A 19274-nucleotide genomic window follows, 5' to 3' on the forward strand; every position below is an offset into this window, starting at 1 on the left:
GCTTCGTGAAATGAGCGAGGACAGTGCAGATGGCAAAGCGTATCCAGTTTCGGGCCCACGGCGGCCCTGAAGTGCTTGAGTATGTCGATTACCAACCCGCCGAGCCGGGCCCGCAGCAAGTTCGGGTGCGCAATCAGGCCATCGGTCTGAATTTCATCGATACCTATTACCGGGGTGGCTTGTACCCGCTGGCTGAACTACCGTCCGGGCTGGGCAATGAAGGGGCGGGGATCGTTGATGCGGTGGGCAGTGACGTGCGCAACGTGAACGTCGGCGATCGCGTCGCTTACGGCACCGGGCCGCTGGGGGCATACAGTGAACTGCACGTTTTGCCTGCAGCCAATGTGGTGAAACTGCCCGAGGATATTTCCTTTGAACAAGCCGCCGCCGTGATGCTCAAGGGCCTGACAACCCAGTACCTGCTGCGTCAGACCTACGAACTCAAAGGGGGTGAAACCATCCTGTTCCACGCTGCTGCAGGCGGGGTAGGTTCGATTGCCTGCCAATGGGCGAAAGCCTTGGGCGTGAAATTGATCGGCACGGTCAGCTCAGCCGAAAAAGCCGCCCACGCCAAAGCTCTGGGCGCGTGGGAAACCATCGACTACAGCCACGAGGATGTTGCCAAGCGTGTACTGGAATTGACCGACGGCAAGAAGTGCCCGGTGGTTTACGACGGTGTAGGCAAGGACACCTGGCTAACGTCACTGGACTGTGTAGCACCACGTGGGCTGATGGTCAGCTTTGGTAATGCTTCAGGCGCGGTAACGGGGGTCAACCTGGGGATCTTGTCGCAGAAGGGCTCGCTGTATGTCACTCGACCGACGTTGGCGACCTACGCCAATAGCGCCGAAAACCTGCAAGCGATGGCCGATGAGCTGTTTGCGATGATCCGCAGCGGTGCAATCAAGGTTGATATCAGCCAGCGCTTTGCGTTGGCTGATGCGGCCAAGGCGCAGACGGAACTGTCGGCGCGCCGAACCACGGGATCGACGATTTTGTTGCCTTAAAACAAATTCGTAGCAGCTGCCGTAGGAACGAGGCTGCGTTCGGCGGCGCAGCCGTCGTAAAACCAGACACTGTGGTCGTTCAGAAAAATCTCGGACTCAGGTTTTACGATTGCTTCGCAACCGGACGCAGCCTCGTTCCTTCGGCAGCTGCTACAAGATCGGTTGGGCTGCAACTCATTACGCCGGGCGTACGATCTTGCCGCTAGCCAGGTCGCGGATCAGGCTCGGGTTTTTACGTCCACCCAAGTTGCCACCCAACACATGGTCGATTTGCCCACGGAAATACTGCTCCACTTTCAAGCGAGTACGCGCTGCCGGCAAACCTGCCGGGTTGGCTGAGGTCGAGACAATCGGCCCCACCAGCGCGCACAGTTCGCGCACCAGCGGGTGATCGCTCACGCGCAGCGCCACCGTATCGTGTACCCCGGTGATCCACTCGGGCAGCAAGCCCTGATGCGGCACCAGCCAGGTGTTCGGCCCTGGCCAGGTACTGGCCATGCGGTCGATCCACTCCTGGGGGAAGTCTTCAAACAGGAAGTCGAACTGGTGAATGTTGTCTGCCACCACAATCAGACCTTTATCCACAGGCCGCGATTTGATCGCCAGCAGCCGCTCGACCGCGTCTTCATCCCATGGATCGCAGCCCAGGCCCCAGACCGCCTCGGTCGGATAGGCAATCACCGCGCCTGCGCGAATGGCTCTTGCAGCTTGTTGGACGCGCCAGGTGCTGATCATTGAATGTCTCCAGATATGTGCTGCGCGCAGTGTACTTAGCTGGCGCGAGCAAACCAACGCCCACCCTCGAGTACAACATGCCCCGCCAGTTCAAGCTCGGTCAGAGTAGCCAGCAATCGGGGCAAATCCCAACCGCTGATATTGGCCAATGCTTCGCTGGTATAGGGCGCTGCCTGCAACAATTGCACTAATGGATTACAGCTTTGAGTAAACATTTCTGTTGTGGGCAACGGCATCGAGCGCCAGCCACGCAGGCCTTCGAGAATGTGCTCAACGGTCTCGACAAGCGTAGCGCCATCACGGATCAACTGATGGCAGCCACGCGCCCCAGGGTGGTGGATGGAACCGGGCATGGCGTACACCTCGCGCCCCTGCTCTGCGGCGAGACGGGCAGTAATCAGCGAGCCGCTGGACACGCTGGCCTCGACCACCAGCACGCCAAGGGACAAACCGCTGATAATGCGGTTACGCCGCGGGAAGTTGGCGGCTTGGGGCCCGGCGTCCAGAGGAAACTCCGATACCACGGCGCTACCGTTGCAAATCATTGCGTCTGCCAATGCCCGATGGCGCTGTGGATAAAGTTTTTCCAGGCCCGTCCCCAAAACCCCCACTGTCTGCCCGCCAACGTCCAGAGCAGCCTGATGCGCTGCGCCATCAATCCCCAGCGCCAGCCCGCTGGTAATCACAAAACCGGCGCCAGCCAGGCTGCGGGAAAAGGCGGTCGCGGTGTCCAGCCCAGGCCTCGAAGCGCGTCGGCTACCGACCATCGCCAACTGCGGTTTTTCCAGAGTTGACGGCTCTCCCGCCACGAATAACAGCGGCGGGGCATCGCTCAATTCGCTTAACAGCGCCGGGTAATCGGCCTGATCATGCAGCAGCACATGGTGTCTGGAGCGCTCAAGCCAGCGCAATGCAGCGCTGGCACCCTCACGGACTTCAGGGCTGCGCCGCGCCTGGGCACACCCCTCGGGCAGCCCCAGGGCACGCCAGGCGCTGGCAGGTGCGCTGAGCGCTGAACTGGCCGAACCAAAGGCTCTGAACAGGCTGTAATAACGCCGAGGCCCAACGTCGGGCAAACGGTGCAAACGCAAGCGGGCCTCCAACTCTGCTGGGGATATTTCTGAGGGTGGCATAGGATCATCCTTGATCGGTTATTCCATCTGGCTGTAAGGAACAAGCTGTGGATAACTCTGTTGACAAGTTGTTTGGCTAACGATGAAAAGTACCGGGTTGAGCCCCTTGGCAGAACTTGAAACGCCAATGGGAAACCCAACATTAGTTGAACGTCGCCTGGAGGCCGGGCAGGTTGGTTTCAAATTGAGACATGCACACGTGCAGCCCGGCAGCTAGTCGTTTCATCCGTGGGTGAATCCCTTTATTATGTGCTCTCGCGTGAAACGCCTGAGCCCGAGCGGGCTCTCTCTGAAGGAGACGTTTTGCACAGGTTGCTCGAGTCCCCAGGACCCACCTGACAACCGTTTTTGAATCTTTCACACAGTGCACCAATCAAACTTATGGCTATTTTGAACATCCTCGAATTCCCAGACTCGCGTCTGCGTACCATCGCCAAACCCGTGGCGGTTGTGGACGACGAAGTCCGTCAGTTGATCGATGACATGTTTGAAACCATGTACGAGGCGCCAGGTATCGGCCTGGCCGCGACCCAGGTCAACGTGCACAAACGCATCGTGGTCATGGATCTGAGCGAAGACCGCAGCGAACCGATGGTGTTTATCAACCCCGAGTTCGAGATCCTGTCCGACGAGATGGGCCAATACCAGGAAGGCTGCCTGTCGGTACCGGGTTACTACGAGAACGTTGATCGCCCGCAGCGCGTCAAGATCAAGGCGCTGGACCGTGACGGCAAACCTTTCGAAATGATCGCCGAAGGCCTGTTGGCGGTGTGCATTCAGCATGAGTGCGACCACCTCAACGGCAAGCTCTTCGTCGATTACCTGTCTACGCTCAAGCGCGACCGGATCAAGAAGAAACTGGAAAAACTGCACCGCCAGAACGCTTGATCGGCATAAAACGCACAACACTCCCGAACTGGCAGGGACCCGATGTGGGAGCGGGCTTGCTCGCGATCGGGCCAACACGGTTCTGCTGTTACACCGGGTAGCCCTCATCGCGAGCAAGCCCGCTCCCACATGAAAATGAGCCAGCCGGTCCGTTCGCTGGCTCATTGCCGTCAGTTCCCGCGCCCCCCTATTCCAAGTGAGTATTCCATGACTGAGCCACTGCGCATCGTCTTTGCCGGCACCCCAGAATTCGCCGCCGAACACCTCAAGGCACTGCTAGACACGCCTTACGAGATCGTCGCGGTCTACACCCAGCCGGACCGTCCGGCAGGGCGCGGGCAAAAGCTGATGCCAAGCCCGGTCAAACAGCTGGCGCTGGAGCACAACATCACAGTGATGCAGCCACCCACCCTGCGTGCCCCTGAGGCCCAGGCCGAACTGGCTGCACTCAAGCCGGACCTGCTGGTGGTGGTGGCCTACGGCCTGATCCTGCCGCAAGTGGTGCTGGATATTCCGCGCCTGGGCTGCATCAACAGCCACGCCTCCTTGCTGCCACGCTGGCGCGGAGCAGCGCCGATCCAGCGCGCCATCGAAGCCGGCGACAGTGAAAGCGGAGTGACCGTAATGCGTATGGAGGCGGGTCTGGACACCGGCCCCATGCTGCTCAAGTCCGTGACCGCAATCACCGCCGATGACACCGGCGGCAGCCTGCACGACCGCCTGGCCGAACTGGGCCCACCGGCCGTGATCCAGGCCATTGCCGGTCTGGCGGCGGGGACGCTGCAAGGTGAAGTCCAGGCTGACAGCCTGGCGACCTACGCCCACAAGTTGAACAAGGACGAAGCGCGCATCGACTGGAGCCGCCCGGCCGTTGAGCTGGAGCGCCTGATCCGCGCCTTCAACCCGTGGCCGATCTGCCACAGCACGCTCAATGGCGAAGCCCTCAAAGTACTGGCCGCAAACCTGGCTGACGCTCAAGGTGCACCGGGACAGATTCTCGCCGCCAGCAAGGACGGCCTGATCGTGGGTTGCGGTGAAGGCGCCTTGTGCCTCACACGCCTGCAATTGCCTGGTGGCAAAGCGCTGAACTTCAGTGATTTTTTCAACAGCCGCCGTGAGAAATTCGCCGTCGGTACAGTTTTGGGTGCCGCACAATGAATCCTCGTCTGGCCGCCGCCAAAGCCCTGACTGCCGTGCTCAACGGCAAGGCATCGCTCAACAGTTCGTTGCCGCTGCAACTGGACAAGGTTGAGGTACGTGACCGCGGTCTGACCCAGGATCTGGCCTTCGGCACCGCGCGCTGGCAGCCACGCCTGTCGGCGCTGGCCAACAAGCTGCTGCAAAAACCGTTCAAGGCCGCCGACGCTGACGTCGAGGCATTGCTGCTGGTCGGTTTGTATCAACTGCTCTACACCCGCATTCCGGCCCACGCCGCCATCGGCGAAACCGTAGGTTGCGCCGACAAACTGAAAAAGCCGTGGGCCAAAGCCCTGCTTAACGCCGTACTGCGCAACGCACAGCGAGAAAGCGAAGCCTTACTGGCTGAGCTGGAACGTGACCCGGTGGTGCGTACTGCGCACCCACGCTGGCTGCAAAAATCCCTGAAGGCTTTTTGGCCTGAGCAATGGGAAGCCATCTGTGCAGCCAACAATGCGCACCCGCCGATGATCTTGCGGGTCAACCGTCGCCATCACAGTCGTGATGCGTATCTGCAGTTGCTGGTCGAGGCAGGGATCGAAGCTCAACCTTGCACCTTTAGCCAGGACGGCATCGTGCTGGCTGCGGCCTGCGATGTACGCAATCTGCCAGGCTTTGCCGAAGGCTGGATCAGTGTGCAGGACGAAGCCGCCCAGCTGGCTGCCGATTTGCTCGATCTGGCCCCGGGCCAGCGTGTACTCGACGCCTGCTGCGCCCCCGGCGGCAAGACCTGCCACATCCTGGAAGTCGAGCCCAAGCTCGCCGGCGTGGTAGCCGTGGACCTGGAAGCCAAGCGCCTGGTGCGCGTTCGCGAGAACCTTGAACGTCTGGGCCTGAGTGCCGAGTTGATTGCGGCTGACGGCCGCGATACCGCAACCTGGTGGGACGGCAAACCATTCCAGCGCATTTTGCTGGATGCGCCTTGCTCAGCAACGGGTGTTATCCGCCGTCATCCAGACATCAAGCTGACCCGCCAACCGGACGACATCGCCGCACTCGCCACCCTGCAAGGCGAACTGCTGGACGCGATGTGGCCAACCCTGGAAGTCGGTGGCATCTTGCTTTACGCCACCTGTTCGACGCTGCCGACCGAAAACACCGAGGTGATCGAAGCGTTTCTGGCCCGGACACCGGGTGCCCGCGAGCTGGATATCGCCGGTCAGTTCGGTATCAAACAACCCCACGGCCGCCAGTTGCTGGCGCAAGAAGGTGGGCATGACGGTTTCTATTACGCCAAACTGATCAAGATCGCTGCCGCACGCAGCTAACGGTTCCAGGAAATGACGGCATGAAAATCATCATCCTCGGCGCAGGCCAGGTCGGCGGTACGCTGGCAGAACATCTGGCCAGCGAAGCCAACGACATCACCGTGGTCGACACCGATGGCGAACGCCTGCGCGACCTGGGTGACCGCCTCGACATCCGCACCGTGCAGGGCCGCGCCTCGCTGCCCAATGTGCTGCGCCAGGCGGGTGCAGATGACGCCGACATGCTGGTGGCCGTGACCAACAGCGACGAGACCAATATGGTCGCGTGCCAGGTGGCCTACACGCTGTTTCACACCCCGACCAAAATCGCCCGTGTACGAGAAGCGGCTTATCTGACACGCGGCGAGGAGTTGTTTGATAACGACGCCATCCCGGTCGACGTGCTGATCAGCCCCGAGCAGGTGGTCACCAACTACATCAAGCGCCTGATCGAACACCCCGGTGCTTTGCAGGTGATCGACTTTGCCGAGGGCAAGGCGCAGTTGGTCGCGGTCAAGGCGTATTACGGTGGCCCGCTGATTGGCCAGCAATTGCGCCAGCTACGCGAGCACATGCCGAATGTGGATACACGAGTCGCGGCGATTTTCCGACGCGATCGGCCAATTACACCCCGTGGCGATACCATCATCGAGGCTGACGACGAAGTATTTTTCATCGCCGCCAGAGCCAATATTCGCGCAGTAATGAGCGAAATGCGCCGCCTTGACGAAAGCTACAAGCGTATTGTCATTGCTGGCGGCGGACAGATCGGCGAGCGCCTGGCCGAGGCCATTGAAAGCCGTTACCAGGTCAAAATCATAGAGATGAATCCTGCACGTTGCCGCTATTTGTCCGACACGCTCGACAGTACAGTTGTGCTGCAAGGTAGCGCCTCGGACCGCGACTTGATGCTCGAAGAGAACATCGCCGATGCCGACGTGTTCCTGGCCCTGACCAACGATGACGAGGCCAATATCATGTCCTCGCTGCTGGCCAAGCGCCTGGGCGCGAAGAAGGTGATGACCATCATCAACAACCCGGCCTATGTGGACCTGATCCAGGGTGGCGAAATCGATATCGCCATCAGTCCGCAGCTGGCCACCATCGGCACCTTGCTGGCCCACGTACGCCGTGGCGATATCGTCAGTGTGCACTCACTGCGCCGCGGTGCGGCGGAGGCCATCGAAGCCATCGCCCACGGTGACTCCAAGTCGAGCAAGGTGATTGGCCGCAGCATCGGTGAAATCAACTTGCCACCGGGGACCACGATTGGCGCGATCATTCGCGACGAAGAAGTGCTGATCGCCCACGACTCTACCGTCATCAATGCCGGCGACCATGTCATCCTGTTCCTTGTGGATAAAAAGCATATTCGCGACGTAGAGAAGCTGTTTCATGTGGGCTTGAGTTTTTTCTAAGGAGTCAGGGATGCTGGAATCACTGGAAAAGATGCTCGCCAAGGGTGTGGATAACTCATTGCTGCGCTTTGGCCTGGGCAAGGGCTATCTGGACCTTGGGGATAACTTGAAAGCGGCGGAGCATCTGCAGCGTTGCGTCGGCTTTGACCCCAAGTATTCGGCGGCCTGGAAGCTGCTGGGCAAGGCGCAGCTGGCGGCGGGGGATCGTGCGGCAGCGCGGGCGGCATGGGAGCAGGGGATTGCAGCGGCTCAGGCCCATGGCGACAAGCAGGCCGAGAAAGAAATGACGGTGTTTTTGAAGAAGCTGGATAAGTCGCAGTAATTCATCCAGCTTCATATTGGGAACTTGATGTGGGAGCGAGCCTGCTCGCGAAGATCGTTAGATAATCGCGGCGCTTGTGAAACCTTCGCGAGCAGGCTCGCTCCCACGGGATGCATGTCTGGTCAGTACCAGCGCGCCTCACCCGGCGGACGCTTCTTGAAGCGCTTCATGCTCCACATGTACTGGCTCGGGTACGCCCGCACATACTTCTCGACCACCTTGCTCATGGCCGCGCACGAGGTCGCCGTATCGGTGCTGTACATCTCTTCGGGCGCCGCTTCCAGAATCACTTTGAAACCCGAACCGTCGGGCAAGCGCAATGCGTGGAGGAACACGCCCACCGCTTTGCCGCCCGCCAGCATATTGGGCACAAACTTGCTGGTCAGGGCCATCGTGCCGAGGAACGGCACAAAAATTCCGGCTGACTCAGCGGGCTCCGGATCTGCCGGAATGCCCACCTGACCACCTTTGCGCACCTCCTTGATCACGCTCAGGATGCCTTCTTTGGTCGATGCCGCCACGCGGTTGCCCAGCTGAACGCGTTGCTTTTGCAGCAATTCATCCACAGCCTTGAGCTTGGGCGGGCGGTAAAAAATGATCGGCTTGCACTGGCTGCAATAGAAGTGGTTGAGCACTTCCCAGTTGCCCAGATGGCTGGTGATGCCTACCACGCCCTTGCCTGAGGCCAGGGCGTCCTTGAGCACGTCCAGACCTTCGACTTCACGCACCAGGTCAATCGAACGCTGGGCCGGCCAGATCCAGGCGCACGCGCTCTCGGTCAGGCTTTTACCGATGTCCTTGAGGCTCTGGCCCACGAGTTGCTCACGGGCGACCGGGTCCATTTCGGGGAAGCATTTGGCCAGGTTGATCCGCACCACATCGCGCGAACGATTAGGCAGTTTCCACATCAACCAGCCAATGGCCGAGCCCACGCGTTGCACCGCGCTCCACGGGAGCATGGCAAACAATCGCAAAGCCCCGACCAGCAAGGCGCCTTTAAACTTTTCCACAGAATAATCTCTCGAAAGCACTCGTAGCAGCTGCCGAAGGCTGCGTCCGATTGCGAAGCAATCGTAAATGCTGAGTGCTTGATTTTACTGACACATCGCAGGGCCTGACTTCACGACGGCTGCGCCGCCGGACGCAGCCTTCGGCAGCTGCTACGGGTTATGCGTGTGGCGAAAAAAGACATTCTAACCGCCGTTGGCCAGTTCCGCGTAACGGTCGCAATACGTGGCATGGTCCATAACCATGCCGCTGGCCTGCATAAAGGCGTAGCAAATGGTCGGGCCGACGAACGTAAAACCGGCTTTTTTCAGGCCTTTGCTCATGGCTTCGGCCTCTGGCGTCACCGCAGGGAATTCATGGCGTTCAGTAAAGTGGTTGATCTTCGGTTTACCACCCACAAACGACCATAAAAACTCCACCGGGTTGTCCAGAGCCAGCCAGGCCCGGGCATTGCGTCGTGCTCCGGCCACCTTGAGACGGTTGCGGATAATCCCCGGATCCTGCAACAAAACCTCGATTTCAGTGTCCGTCATAACTGCCAAACGCTGCACATCAAAGCCAAACATGACCTTGCGATAGTGCTCGCGCTTCTTCAAAACCGTGATCCATGACAAACCTGCCTGGAACCCTTCGAGCAATAACAACTCGAACAGCCCATGCGCATCGCGCAACGGCACGCCCCACTCTTGATCGTGATAAGCGGCATACAGCGGATCTTCTGAACACCAGAAGCAACGTGGCATATAGGCTCCAGGGGGTGGAGGGGCGACCGAATCGGGTATACTCCCGCTCTTTAAATCGCAGCCCAAGAAACAGGTGAATTTGTGAGCCAGCCTACGCCAGCAGTGCGTACCTTCCAAGACTTGATCCTCGCCCTCCAGCAATACTGGGCCGAGCAAGGTTGTGTGGTGCTTCAGCCCTACGATATGGAAGTGGGCGCCGGCACATTCCATACCGCCACGTTTTTGCGCTCTCTGGGCCCGGAAACCTGGAACGCCGCTTATGTGCAGCCCAGTCGTCGTCCGACTGACGGCCGCTACGGCGAAAACCCGAACCGTTTGCAGCACTACTACCAGTTCCAGGTGGTTTTGAAGCCAAACCCGCCAAACTTCCAGGAGCTGTACCTGGGTTCGCTGAAACATATCGGCCTGGACCCACTGGTCCACGATATCCGTTTCGTAGAAGACAACTGGGAATCGCCAACACTGGGCGCCTGGGGTCTGGGCTGGGAAATCTGGCTCAACGGTATGGAAGTCACCCAGTTCACCTACTTCCAGCAAGTAGGCGGCATTGAGTGCTACCCGGTTACCGGCGAAATCACCTACGGCCTTGAGCGTTTGGCTATGTACCTGCAGGGCGTGGATTCTGTCTACGACCTGGTATGGACTGACGGCCCGTTCGGCAAAGTGACCTACGGCGACGTGTTCCATCAGAACGAAGTCGAGCAGTCGACTTACAACTTCGAACACGCCAACGTCGACAAACTGTTCGAACTGTTCGATTTCTATGAAAGCGAAGCCAAGCGCCTGATCGAACTCGACCAGCCGCTGCCGTTGCCAAGCTACGAAATGGTGCTCAAGGCATCCCACACGTTCAACCTGCTGGATGCCCGCCGCGCCATTTCCGTGACCGCGCGTCAGCAATACATCCTGCGTGTGCGTACCCTGGCGCGTTCGGTGGCTCAGGCCTACCTTGAAGCTCGCGCCAAGCTGGGCTTCCCGATGGCTCCGCCGGATTTACGTGATGAAGTGTTGGCTAAGTTGGAGGCAGCACAATGAGTGCTCAAGATTTTCTGGTTGAACTGGGCACTGAAGAACTGCCACCAAAAGCCCTCAATACCCTGGCTGATGCATTTCTCGCCGGGATTGAAAAAGGCCTGCAAACAGCCGGTCTGAAATTCAGCGCGAAAAAAGTCTACGCCGCACCGCGCCGCCTGGCCGTTCTGCTGACCCAGCTGGAAACCCAGCAGCCTGACCGCAGCATCAATATCGACGGCCCGCCACGTCAAGCTGCTTTCGATGCCGAAGGCAACCCGACCCAGGCAGCCCTTGGCTTTGCCAAAAAATGCGGTGTTGAGCTGAGCGAAATCGACCAGAGCGGCCCGAAACTGCGTTTCAGCCAGGTGATCGTCGGCAAGCCGACCGCCAGCCTGCTGCCGACCATCGTTGAAGACTCGCTCAATGACCTGCCGATCCCCAAGCGTATGCGCTGGGGCGCGCGCAAGGTCGAGTTCGTACGTCCAACCCAGTGGCTGGTCATGCTGCTGGGCGACGAGGTCATCGATTGCACGATCCTTGCGCAAAAAGCCGGTCGTGAGTCCCGTGGCCACCGCTTCCATCACCCGGAAAACGTGCGCATCAGCGCCCCGGCCAACTACGCCGAAGACCTGCGCAAAGCCTACGTGCTGGCCGATTTCTTTGAGCGTCGCGAGCTGATTTCCAAGCGTGTGGCCGAGCTGGCGACGATGCAGGAAGGCAGCGCTATCGTGCCGCCGGCCCTGCTCGACGAAGTGACCGCGCTGGTTGAATGGCCGGTGCCGCTGGTGTGCTCGTTTGAAGAGCGCTTCCTGGACGTCCCGCAAGAAGCCCTGATCACCACCATGCAGGACAACCAGAAGTACTTCTGCCTGCTGGACGTCGATGGCAAATTGCTCCCGCGCTTTATTACCGTGGCCAACATCGAGAGCAAAGACCCGCAGCAGATCATCTCGGGTAACGAGAAAGTGGTTCGCCCGCGCCTGACCGATGCCGAGTTCTTCTTCAAGCAAGACAAGAAGCAAAAACTCGAGAGCTTCAACCTGCGTCTGCAAAACGTGGTATTCCAGGCCCAACTGGGCAGTGTTTACGACAAGGCTGAGCGTGTTTCGAAACTGGCGGCATTCATTGCCCCGCGCATTGGCGGTGACGCACCGCGTGCCGCCCGTGCCGGTTTGCTGTCCAAGTGCGACCTGGCCACGGAAATGGTCGGCGAGTTCCCGGAGATGCAAGGCATTGCCGGTTACTACTACGCGCTGAATGACGGCGAGCCTGAAGACGTCGCCCTGGCGTTGAACGAGCAGTACATGCCGCGTGGCGCGGGCGCGGAGTTGCCGAGCACCCTGACCGGTGCTGCAGTGGCCATCGCCGACAAGCTCGACACCCTGGTGGGTATTTTCGGCATTGGCATGTTGCCTACAGGCAGCAAAGACCCGTACGCACTGCGTCGTGCAGCGCTGGGTATCCTGCGCATCCTGATCGACAAGAAACTCGACCTCGACCTGACTGAAGCAGTGAAATTCGCTGTCAGCGCTTTCGGGGCCAAGATCAAGTCGGCCGGTCTGGCAGATCAGGTTCTGGAATTCATCTTCGACCGCCTGCGTGCGCGTTACGAAGACGAAGGCGTGGACGTGGCCACTTACCTGTCGGTACGTGCCCTCAACCCAACGTCGGCGCTGGACTTCGATCAGCGCGTGCAAGCCGTACAAGCGTTCCGCCAGTTGCCGGAAGCCGCTGCACTGGCCGCCGTGAACAAACGCGTTTCGAACCTGCTGAGCAAGGTTGAAGGCACGGTTTCGACCCACGTTGAAGCCCGCTATTTCGACAATGCTTGTGAGTTCTCGCTGTTCTCGGCCATCCAGAAGGCCGACGAGGCCGTACAGCCAATGGCTGCTGCCCGTCAGTACAACGAAGCCCTGACCCGTCTGGCCTCGTTGCGCGAGCCGGTGGATGCGTTCTTCGAAGCGGTGATGATCAACGCAGAAGACCCGAGCGTGCGGGCTAACCGCTACGCCTTGCTGGCCCGTCTGCGTGGCCTGTTCCTGGGTGTTGCCGATATTTCACTGCTGGGCTGAGGGGTTGCCGTTGAAACTGCTGATTCTCGATCGGGACGGAGTAATCAATTACGACTCCGACGCTTACATCAAGTCAGTCGAGGAGTGGCAACCACTGCCCGGCGCGATCGAGGCCATTGCGCAGTTGAGCAAGGCCGGCTGGACAGTCGCCATCGCGACCAACCAGTCCGGCATTGCCCGCGGCTACTATGATGTTGCCACGCTGGACGCCATGCACGCCCGCTTGCGGGCGCTGGTGGCAGAGCAGGGTGGCGAGGTCGGATTGATTGTCTATTGCCCACACGGACCTGACGCGGGTTGCGCTTGCCGTAAGCCCAAACCTGGCATGTTGCAAACGATTGCCAACCATTACGGCGTTGATTTGGCCCAATGTTGGTTCGTCGGTGACAGTTTGGGTGACTTGCAGGCTGCGCAAGCCGTCGATTCTCAGCCAGTTTTGGTAAAAACCGGAAAGGGCCTACAGACATTGGCCAAAGAGTTACCGGTTAATACTCTAGTATTTGACGATCTGGCGGCAGTCGCCGCAGAACTTATCCACAAATAAAGCATGTTCGAACACTGGCCTGCACGTTATGCACTGGCCTGTTCCCTTATGCTTTATCCGCAACGGTAAAAGCCGCTATGTCGATACTGCAGGCCATCAGAACCTTCTTCTTTTACCTGCTGCTGGGCACCAGCTCTCTGCTGTGGTGCTCGCTGAGCTTTTTTGTCGCTCCGTTTTTGCCATTCCGTGCGCGCTATCGGTTTATCAATGTTTACTGGTGCCGCTGCGCGCTGTGGCTGACACGGGTGTTCTTGAAAATTGACGTTCGGGTTACGGGCGCAGAAAACATCCCGCAACGACCGTGCGTGATTCTGGCCAACCACCAAAGTACCTGGGAGACGTTTTTTCTCTCGGCCTACTTTCAGCCGTTGAGCCAGGTACTCAAACGCGAATTGCTGTATGTGCCGTTTTTTGGCTGGGCGATGGCGATGCTGCGCCCGATTGCCATCGACCGTGACAACCCCAAGGCTGCGCTCAAGCACATTGCAAAAAAGGGTGATGAGCTGCTCAAGGACAACATTTGGGTGCTGATCTTCCCGGAAGGCACCCGCGTGCCGTTTGGCCAGGTGGGAAAATTTTCCCGGGGAGGCACGGCTCTGGCGGTCAACGCCGAACTACCGGTACTGCCAATTGCCCACAACGCGGGCAAGTTCTGGCCCAAGACGGGCTGGGCGAAAAAGGCTGGCACCATCGAACTTGTCATCGGTGAACCGATGTACGCCAACGGCAGCGGTCCACGGGCCATTGCCGAGCTGAACGACCGGGTACAGGCCTGGAACGAGCAGGCTCAGCGCGACATGGGTTCGTTGCCTCCTATAGCTAAACCTTCTGAAACGATTGTGAACTAAGCAAATTGTGGATAACTTGTGCACAAGTTTTCTTTTTTTGTTAAAAAACAGACGTAAGCCTATGATTTTAATGCTTATTTCAGACTGTAAGTTTTCACCTGAATACGTGCATAAGTTTTTCTAAGCACAAAAAAACCGGCTTATATCAGCCGGTTTTTTTGTGCCTGTCGATTCATTGCTTCTACCGCGCGGCCATCCTGCACCATGATAAATTCAAGATATCTGGGTTCATCCATCGCTGTCAGGAAAAGCTATTGCTGCGTGTCAGATGCGGGATGAACGTGGTCTGGTACTTCAACTGATCGGCCTTGAGGGTTGACGCCGGATACACCAGATTTTCCAGCTGTCTGGTTTTTTCGATCATCTTTTGATCACCTTTGACGAAGTTTATCGAATACGCATTGTCTGGGCCCGGACTCGTAGGGGTGACCGTCACCGGGGTAAATCCAGCATTGGTGGCCATGGCGATCAGTCTTTCTTGGGACATATAATTGGCAGGTGTTTCAGCTTCCATATATTGATTGTAGGTTCGCTCCAGTTGTGCGGGCGATATATCCGGGTTTTCATGGAGCTTCTTATACAACTCAATGACCACATGCATCAGGTCGATATCATCTCCGCTCAGGCGACTGGAGTGCTCGGTGATGCTCAGTACGCCCCCCTCCTTGAGCAGATCGGCGGCTTGTTTGATACTGTATTGTTGCACCCCGTCAGAGGGGAAGTGATGCAGTGAATGCTGATACATGACGCAATCAAACTTTCCACCTTCCACTAATGGGTTTGCACAATCGCTCCCTGCCACTTTGCCGCTGCTCATGCTAGTGCCGTCATAAATGATCTTTTTAACGGATGCACAATTCTTGCGACTCTCGAGTTGCACCGTTTTGCTGTTTTCGTCCCATCCTGTTTCAGTATCGACTTCCAGGACATAGGGCTCGACATATATGCCGCTGGCCTCGGCCAGACTGGCGGATACATAGGACGTCAGCTTGCCGTCATTTCCGCCGATATCCAAAACCTTGAGCTTGTTCGAACCGCGGCCCAAATCTGGATTCACCTCCATGATCATAGTGGCGATGTCATTACCCTTTCTGCTGAGGTGAGCAGTGACATCAGTCGCAACGGATTGTTTATTGATCGTTGTCGCGTTTCTATACCAATCGCACAGTTTTTCTATAAAAACGGCGTTGGGAAGCTTTCGTGAAACGTCCTTGGCGAGGCCCACCATATCGGCAATCAAGCGTTCCTTGTACTCATTGCTGATTGAAAAAGAATCCGAGTCGCAGTGATAGGTCAGTACTTTGGAAAGATCAGCATGTCGGCCAATATTCTCGCCGTGCAACTTTAAATAGTCATGGATAAAGTAATTACTCTTTGAGTCCAGTCGATGTTGGACAGGTTCGAAGCTTTCCAATGGACCGTCGAATGCCCTAGGAGAGAGTGAGATAAGTTGCAACATACAGAGTTCCTTATTCGCTGATGATCGTTCTAGGCTATAAGTAGGATTATCAGCAAAGCGGGTTCCAGAGACTTTGTATGAGCCCTTGTCCAAAGCTTTGGACGACCCGACCACAACAACAGAGGGGCAGGTAATTGAGTGGGTGGGGTTTTATTGCCACGTTCAAGTTCGGGAATGTGAAAGGCGGTGGTGCTCTTCGCAACACCGCTCGCTCAAAGGGAAGGCGGATTACTTAGACCTTGTCGATATTCACATTCCTTGTTTCCTTGAGGCACAGCATGCCCACCACCAGACTGACCCCGGTGATCACCACCGGGTACCACAGGCCATAGAAGATATCCCCGGTGTAGACCACCAGTGCAAACGACACGGTGGGCAGAAAACCACCGAACCAGCCGTTGCCGATATGGTAGGGCAGGGACATTGAGGTGTAGCGGATGCGAGTCGGGAACAGCTCTACCATCACGGCTGCCAGTGGGCCGTAGGTCATGGTGGCAATGAGTGTCAGTAGTACCATCACCAGTACAACCATTGGCTGGTTGACCGCGCCTGGATCAGCCTTGGCCGGGTAACCCGCTTCGGTTATCGCTGCGCGCATGGCCGCTTCGTCAAAACCGCTGATTTTCTGTTCACCTACCGACACTTGAACTTCAGCGCCCGGTGCAGCCGACTGTGAGGTATACGGCAAGCCCTGCTTCACCAGGAAGGTTTTAACCTTGTCGCACGGGCTGTCAAAACGTGCCTTGCCTACCGGGTCAAACTGGAAGGTGCAGGTGCCCGGGTCGGCCATGACCACAATCGGTGATTGACGGCTGGCGGTATCAATCTGCGGGTTGGCGTAATGGCTCAATGCTTTGAACAGCGGAAAGTACAGGACTGTGGCCAATAACAGGCCAAGCATCAGGATCGGCTTGCGCCCCACACGGTCAGACAGCCAGCCGAAGAATATAAAGAACGGTGCCCCGATTACTACGCTGATAATCAGTAAGAGATTGGCCTGGGCCGGGTCCATCTTGAGCATCTGTGTCAGGAAAAACAGCACATAGAACTGCGCGGTATAGAAGGTTACCGCCTGGCCAGCGTTGATACCGAACAGGGCAATCAGCACGATCTTGAGGTTTTCCCATTTACCGAACGATTCGCGGATCGGCGACTTGCTGGTTTTACCTTCGGCTTTCATTTTCACGAACGCTGGCGACTCGTGCATGCTCATGCGAATCCAGGTCGAGATGCCCAGCAGCACGATGGACAGCAGAAACGGCAGGCGCCAGCCCCAGACTTCAAACTGGTCACCGGTCAGGTACCGGCAACTCAGCACCACCAGCAGCGACAACAACAAACCCAAGGTGGCAGTCGATTGAATCCAGCTGGTGTTGAAGCCACGCTTGCCCGGTGCGGCGTGTTCAGCCACGTAAGTGGCTGCACCGCCGTATTCACCGCCCAGCGCCAGCCCCTGGAGCATGCGCAATACCACGAGCATGATCGGGGCAGCGATACCGATGCTGGCGTAGGTCGGCAACAGGCCGACAGCGAAGGTCGATAAACCCATCAAGATGATGGTCATGAGGAAGGTGTATTTACGCCCGATCATGTCACCCAATCGACCGAACACCAGTGCCCCGAAGGGCCTCACCAAAAAGCCTGCGGCAAAGGCCATCAAGGCAAAAATAAACGCCGTGGTGTCGTTGACCCCAGCAAAGAACTGCTTGCTGAGCACGGTGGCCAAAGCGCCATACAAGAAAAAGTCATACCACTCGAAAACGGTCCCGAGGGATGACGCAAAAATGATCTTGCGCTCTTCGCGCCCGGTCGTTCCTTTGACGGTAGCCGCCTGTTGTGCAAGTGCGTCTGACATGTGCAAAGTCCTCGGCCCTATGGGCCACAGTGATTATTGTTGTTGTCCACTGCCGGTTCCGGATGACTGCGCCCGAAACCACGATCGCATTCAGGCGACCGGTATAGCTGCCGTGCGGTTAACGCATGCTGTGTACTGCGGTGTTTCAAGCGAAGCCTGCAAAATCAGCTGCGCGGCTTTTTCACCAATCATCAGGGTCGGAGAACAGGTATTACCCGACACGATGCTGGGCATGATCGAAGCGTCTGCCACCCTCAAACCCGGTACCCCATGAACGCGCAATTGGGCATCGACCACTGCCTCGGCGTCCTGGCCCATGCGGCAAGTGCCCACGGGGTGAAATATCGTCGTACCAATACGGGCAGCTGCGTCGTACAGCTCTTGTTCGGTCTGCAAGTCCTTGCCTGGCAGATACTCCTCAGGTGTAAAGGCCTGCAGAGCTGCGCTGGCCACGATACGCCGAGTCAGGCGTATGGCATCGGCTGCTACCTTCAGATCATCAGGGTGGCTCAGGTAATTGGGGTCGATCAGCGGTGCGTCATCCGGGTTTGCCGAACGGATATCCACGCGCCCCCGGCTTTTTGGTCGCAAGTTGCACACCGAGGCGGTAAAGGCCGGGAAGGTGTGCAGCGGCTCGCCAAAACGCTCAAGGGACAGCGGCTGGACGTGGTATTGCAAGTTGGCAGATAACTGATCAGGGTCGGATTTGACGAACGCCCCCAGCTGACTGGGGGCCATCGCCAAAGGACCACTGCGGTCGTAGGCATATCGCAGGCCCATGCCGACTTTACCCCACACGCTATTGGCGACCTGGTTGAGGGTTCGGGCCTTGGTCAGTTTGAAGATCAAGCGTAACTGCAAGTGGTCCTGCAAATTCCCCCCCACCCCGGGCAGCTCATGCAGCACAGTTATCCCCAGGCTTTCGAGCAAAGGCCGCGGGCCAATACCCGAGCGCTGCAAAATGCCAGGAGAGCCAATCGAACCGGCGCAAAGGATAATCTCGCAACCGGCCGTGAAGGTATGCTGTGCGCCTTGCCAGCGCGCACTGACCTGGGTGGCCCGGCCGTTTTCAAGCTGCACTTTGTCGACTTGCACGTCGGTCAAAACCGTCAGGTTGGGGCGCTTGAGTATTGGCCGCAGAAAAGCCTTTGAGGCATTCCAGCGCACACCGGAGCGCTGGTTGACTTGAAAGTATCCACAGCCCTGGTTATCGCCACCGTTGAAATCGCTGACGCTGGCAATTCCGCTTTGCGCGGCGGCGTCACGAAACGCGTCGAGAATCGGCCATGAATAGCGCTGCTGCTCAACCCGCCACTCACCTTCACTGCCATGCAGCTCAGAATTGCCGGCAAAGTGCTTTTCGCTGCGTTTGAACAATGGCAATACGTCATCCCAGCCCCAGCCCGAATTGCCCAACTCGGCCCAGCGGTTGTAATCACCCGCCTGGCCGCGCATATAAATCATGCCGTTGATGGACGAGCTGCCGCCCAAGACCTTACCCCGTGGGTAGCTCAGGCTGCGACCTTGCAAACCGGCCTGGGTTTCGGTCTTGAAACACCAGTCGGTGCGCGGGTTACCGATGCAATACAGGTAACCCACAGGAATATGGATCCACGGGTAGTTATCTTGCCCGCCCGCTTCGAGCAGCAACACGTTGTGGCGAGGATCGGCAGACAGCCGATTGGCCAGCACTGAACCTGCAGGCCCGGCACCCACGATGATGTAGTCGTACACCTTGTTGGCTGATGGCATGTATCACCTCGCGCCTTTTATTTATTGTTCTT

General features: G+C 58.0%; 17 protein-coding genes. 10 read left to right on the forward strand and 7 right to left on the reverse strand.

What is annotated here, in order from left to right; all coding sequences use genetic code 11:
- Nucleotides 1–29: 29 nt before the first annotated feature.
- Nucleotides 30–1007, forward strand: a complete 978-nt coding sequence (locus tag FHL07_RS09770; protein WP_095038500.1) for a quinone oxidoreductase family protein — start codon at nt 30–32, stop codon at nt 1005–1007.
- A 177-nt stretch (nt 1008–1184) separates the two neighbouring features.
- Here FHL07_RS09770 and FHL07_RS09775 read toward each other — a convergent pair whose 3' ends face one another.
- Together FHL07_RS09775 and dprA are read right to left on the reverse strand one after the other, a co-directional pair.
- Nucleotides 1185–1742, reverse strand: a complete 558-nt coding sequence (locus FHL07_RS09775) for an L-threonylcarbamoyladenylate synthase (protein ID WP_094999595.1) — start codon at nt 1740–1742, stop codon at nt 1185–1187.
- A gap of 35 nt (nt 1743–1777) precedes the next feature.
- Entirely contained in the window at nt 1778–2875 is a 1098-nt protein-coding gene (dprA, locus tag FHL07_RS09780) for a DNA-processing protein DprA (RefSeq protein WP_138738420.1), read from the reverse strand.
- 381 nt (nt 2876–3256) lie between these two features.
- Here dprA and def point away from each other — a divergent pair, with 381 nt between their 5' ends.
- From def to FHL07_RS09805, 5 genes are all read left to right on the forward strand, one after another.
- Complete coding sequence (gene def / locus FHL07_RS09785) at nt 3257–3763, forward strand: peptide deformylase (protein WP_016782844.1); 507 nt, start codon at nt 3257–3259, stop codon at nt 3761–3763.
- Between the two features lie 207 nt (nt 3764–3970).
- The gene (gene fmt / locus FHL07_RS09790) at nt 3971–4921 is read left to right on the forward strand and encodes a methionyl-tRNA formyltransferase (RefSeq protein ID WP_095031562.1); all 951 of its coding nucleotides are present in this window, start codon (nt 3971–3973) and stop codon (nt 4919–4921) included.
- The gene (rsmB, locus tag FHL07_RS09795; protein WP_095017920.1) at nt 4918–6228 is read left to right on the forward strand and encodes a 16S rRNA (cytosine(967)-C(5))-methyltransferase RsmB; all 1311 of its coding nucleotides are present in this window, start codon (nt 4918–4920) and stop codon (nt 6226–6228) included. Before fmt ends, rsmB begins: the two co-directional genes overlap by 4 nt.
- Before the next feature lie 20 nt (nt 6229–6248).
- On the forward strand, nt 6249–7625 hold the full coding sequence (gene trkA / locus FHL07_RS09800) for a Trk system potassium transporter TrkA (protein WP_094999591.1): 1377 nt from the start codon (nt 6249–6251) through the stop codon (nt 7623–7625).
- A 10-nt stretch (nt 7626–7635) separates the two neighbouring features.
- On the forward strand, nt 7636–7947 hold the full coding sequence (locus FHL07_RS09805; protein ID WP_094999590.1) for a tetratricopeptide repeat protein: 312 nt from the start codon (nt 7636–7638) through the stop codon (nt 7945–7947).
- Nucleotides 7948–8069: 122 nt separating this feature from the next.
- Here FHL07_RS09805 and FHL07_RS09810 read toward each other — a convergent pair whose 3' ends face one another.
- A complete protein-coding gene (locus tag FHL07_RS09810; RefSeq protein WP_094999589.1) occupies nt 8070–8957 on the reverse strand; it encodes a lysophospholipid acyltransferase in 888 nt (295 codons plus the stop codon).
- Between the two features lie 183 nt (nt 8958–9140).
- The gene (locus tag FHL07_RS09815; RefSeq protein ID WP_095020604.1) at nt 9141–9698 is read right to left on the reverse strand and encodes a DNA-3-methyladenine glycosylase I; all 558 of its coding nucleotides are present in this window, start codon (nt 9696–9698) and stop codon (nt 9141–9143) included.
- 81 nt (nt 9699–9779) lie between these two features.
- On the opposite strand from FHL07_RS09815, the gene glyQ reads away from it, so the two are divergent.
- The 4 genes from glyQ (at nt 9780) to FHL07_RS09835 (ending at nt 14176) form a co-directional block, all read left to right on the forward strand.
- Nucleotides 9780–10733 carry a glycine--tRNA ligase subunit alpha gene (gene glyQ, locus FHL07_RS09820; protein WP_003437964.1) on the forward strand — a complete coding sequence of 318 codons (954 nt, stop codon included), beginning with the start codon at nt 9780–9782 and terminating at the stop codon, nt 10731–10733.
- Nucleotides 10730–12784 (forward strand): glycine--tRNA ligase subunit beta, encoded by a 2055-nt coding sequence (glyS, locus tag FHL07_RS09825; RefSeq protein WP_094999587.1) that lies wholly within the window; start codon nt 10730–10732, stop codon nt 12782–12784. Before glyQ ends, glyS begins: the two co-directional genes overlap by 4 nt.
- A gap of 4 nt (nt 12785–12788) precedes the next feature.
- Complete coding sequence (gene gmhB / locus FHL07_RS09830) at nt 12789–13328, forward strand: D-glycero-beta-D-manno-heptose 1,7-bisphosphate 7-phosphatase (protein WP_165446529.1); 540 nt, start codon at nt 12789–12791, stop codon at nt 13326–13328.
- 77 nt (nt 13329–13405) lie between these two features.
- Nucleotides 13406–14176: a lysophospholipid acyltransferase family protein gene (locus FHL07_RS09835; protein WP_094999585.1), complete on the forward strand. Its 771-nt coding sequence runs from the start codon at nt 13406–13408 to the stop codon at nt 14174–14176.
- Between the two features lie 241 nt (nt 14177–14417).
- Here FHL07_RS09835 and FHL07_RS09840 read toward each other — a convergent pair whose 3' ends face one another.
- From FHL07_RS09840 to FHL07_RS09850, 3 genes are all read right to left on the reverse strand, one after another.
- Nucleotides 14418–15635, reverse strand: coding sequence for a class I SAM-dependent methyltransferase (locus tag FHL07_RS09840; protein ID WP_095017923.1), 1218 nt, complete (start codon nt 15633–15635; stop codon nt 14418–14420).
- A 232-nt stretch (nt 15636–15867) separates the two neighbouring features.
- A complete protein-coding gene (locus FHL07_RS09845; RefSeq protein WP_094999584.1) occupies nt 15868–17490 on the reverse strand; it encodes an MFS transporter in 1623 nt (540 codons plus the stop codon).
- A gap of 90 nt (nt 17491–17580) precedes the next feature.
- Nucleotides 17581–19242 (reverse strand): GMC family oxidoreductase, encoded by a 1662-nt coding sequence (locus FHL07_RS09850; protein ID WP_138738421.1) that lies wholly within the window; start codon nt 19240–19242, stop codon nt 17581–17583.
- Nucleotides 19243–19274: the final 32 nt, after the last annotated feature.

The organism is Pseudomonas sp. FSL W7-0098, assembly GCF_005930585.1.
Taxonomy (GTDB): Bacteria; Pseudomonadota; Gammaproteobacteria; order Pseudomonadales; family Pseudomonadaceae; genus Aquipseudomonas; species Aquipseudomonas bubulae.

What these genes read in the sequence shown, in the direction of transcription:
- FHL07_RS09770 (WP_095038500.1), top strand. Translation starts at nt 30, where the DNA reads ATGGCAAAGCGTATCCAGTTTCGGGCCCACGGCGGCCCTGAAGTGCTT.
- FHL07_RS09775 (WP_094999595.1), bottom strand. Translation starts at nt 1,742, where the DNA reads ATGATCAGCACCTGGCGCGTCCAACAAGCTGCAAGAGCCATTCGCGCA.
- dprA (WP_138738420.1), bottom strand. Translation starts at nt 2,875, where the DNA reads ATGCCACCCTCAGAAATATCCCCAGCAGAGTTGGAGGCCCGCTTGCGT.
- def (WP_016782844.1), top strand. Translation starts at nt 3,257, where the DNA reads ATGGCTATTTTGAACATCCTCGAATTCCCAGACTCGCGTCTGCGTACC.
- fmt (WP_095031562.1), top strand. Translation starts at nt 3,971, where the DNA reads ATGACTGAGCCACTGCGCATCGTCTTTGCCGGCACCCCAGAATTCGCC.
- rsmB (WP_095017920.1), top strand. Translation starts at nt 4,918, where the DNA reads ATGAATCCTCGTCTGGCCGCCGCCAAAGCCCTGACTGCCGTGCTCAAC.
- trkA (WP_094999591.1), top strand. Translation starts at nt 6,249, where the DNA reads ATGAAAATCATCATCCTCGGCGCAGGCCAGGTCGGCGGTACGCTGGCA.
- FHL07_RS09805 (WP_094999590.1), top strand. Translation starts at nt 7,636, where the DNA reads ATGCTGGAATCACTGGAAAAGATGCTCGCCAAGGGTGTGGATAACTCA.
- FHL07_RS09815 (WP_095020604.1), bottom strand. Translation starts at nt 9,698, where the DNA reads ATGCCACGTTGCTTCTGGTGTTCAGAAGATCCGCTGTATGCCGCTTAT.
- glyS (WP_094999587.1), top strand. Translation starts at nt 10,730, where the DNA reads ATGAGTGCTCAAGATTTTCTGGTTGAACTGGGCACTGAAGAACTGCCA.
- FHL07_RS09835 (WP_094999585.1), top strand. Translation starts at nt 13,406, where the DNA reads ATGTCGATACTGCAGGCCATCAGAACCTTCTTCTTTTACCTGCTGCTG.
- FHL07_RS09840 (WP_095017923.1), bottom strand. Translation starts at nt 15,635, where the DNA reads ATGTTGCAACTTATCTCACTCTCTCCTAGGGCATTCGACGGTCCATTG.
- FHL07_RS09845 (WP_094999584.1), bottom strand. Translation starts at nt 17,490, where the DNA reads ATGTCAGACGCACTTGCACAACAGGCGGCTACCGTCAAAGGAACGACC.
- FHL07_RS09850 (WP_138738421.1), bottom strand. Translation starts at nt 19,242, where the DNA reads ATGCCATCAGCCAACAAGGTGTACGACTACATCATCGTGGGTGCCGGG.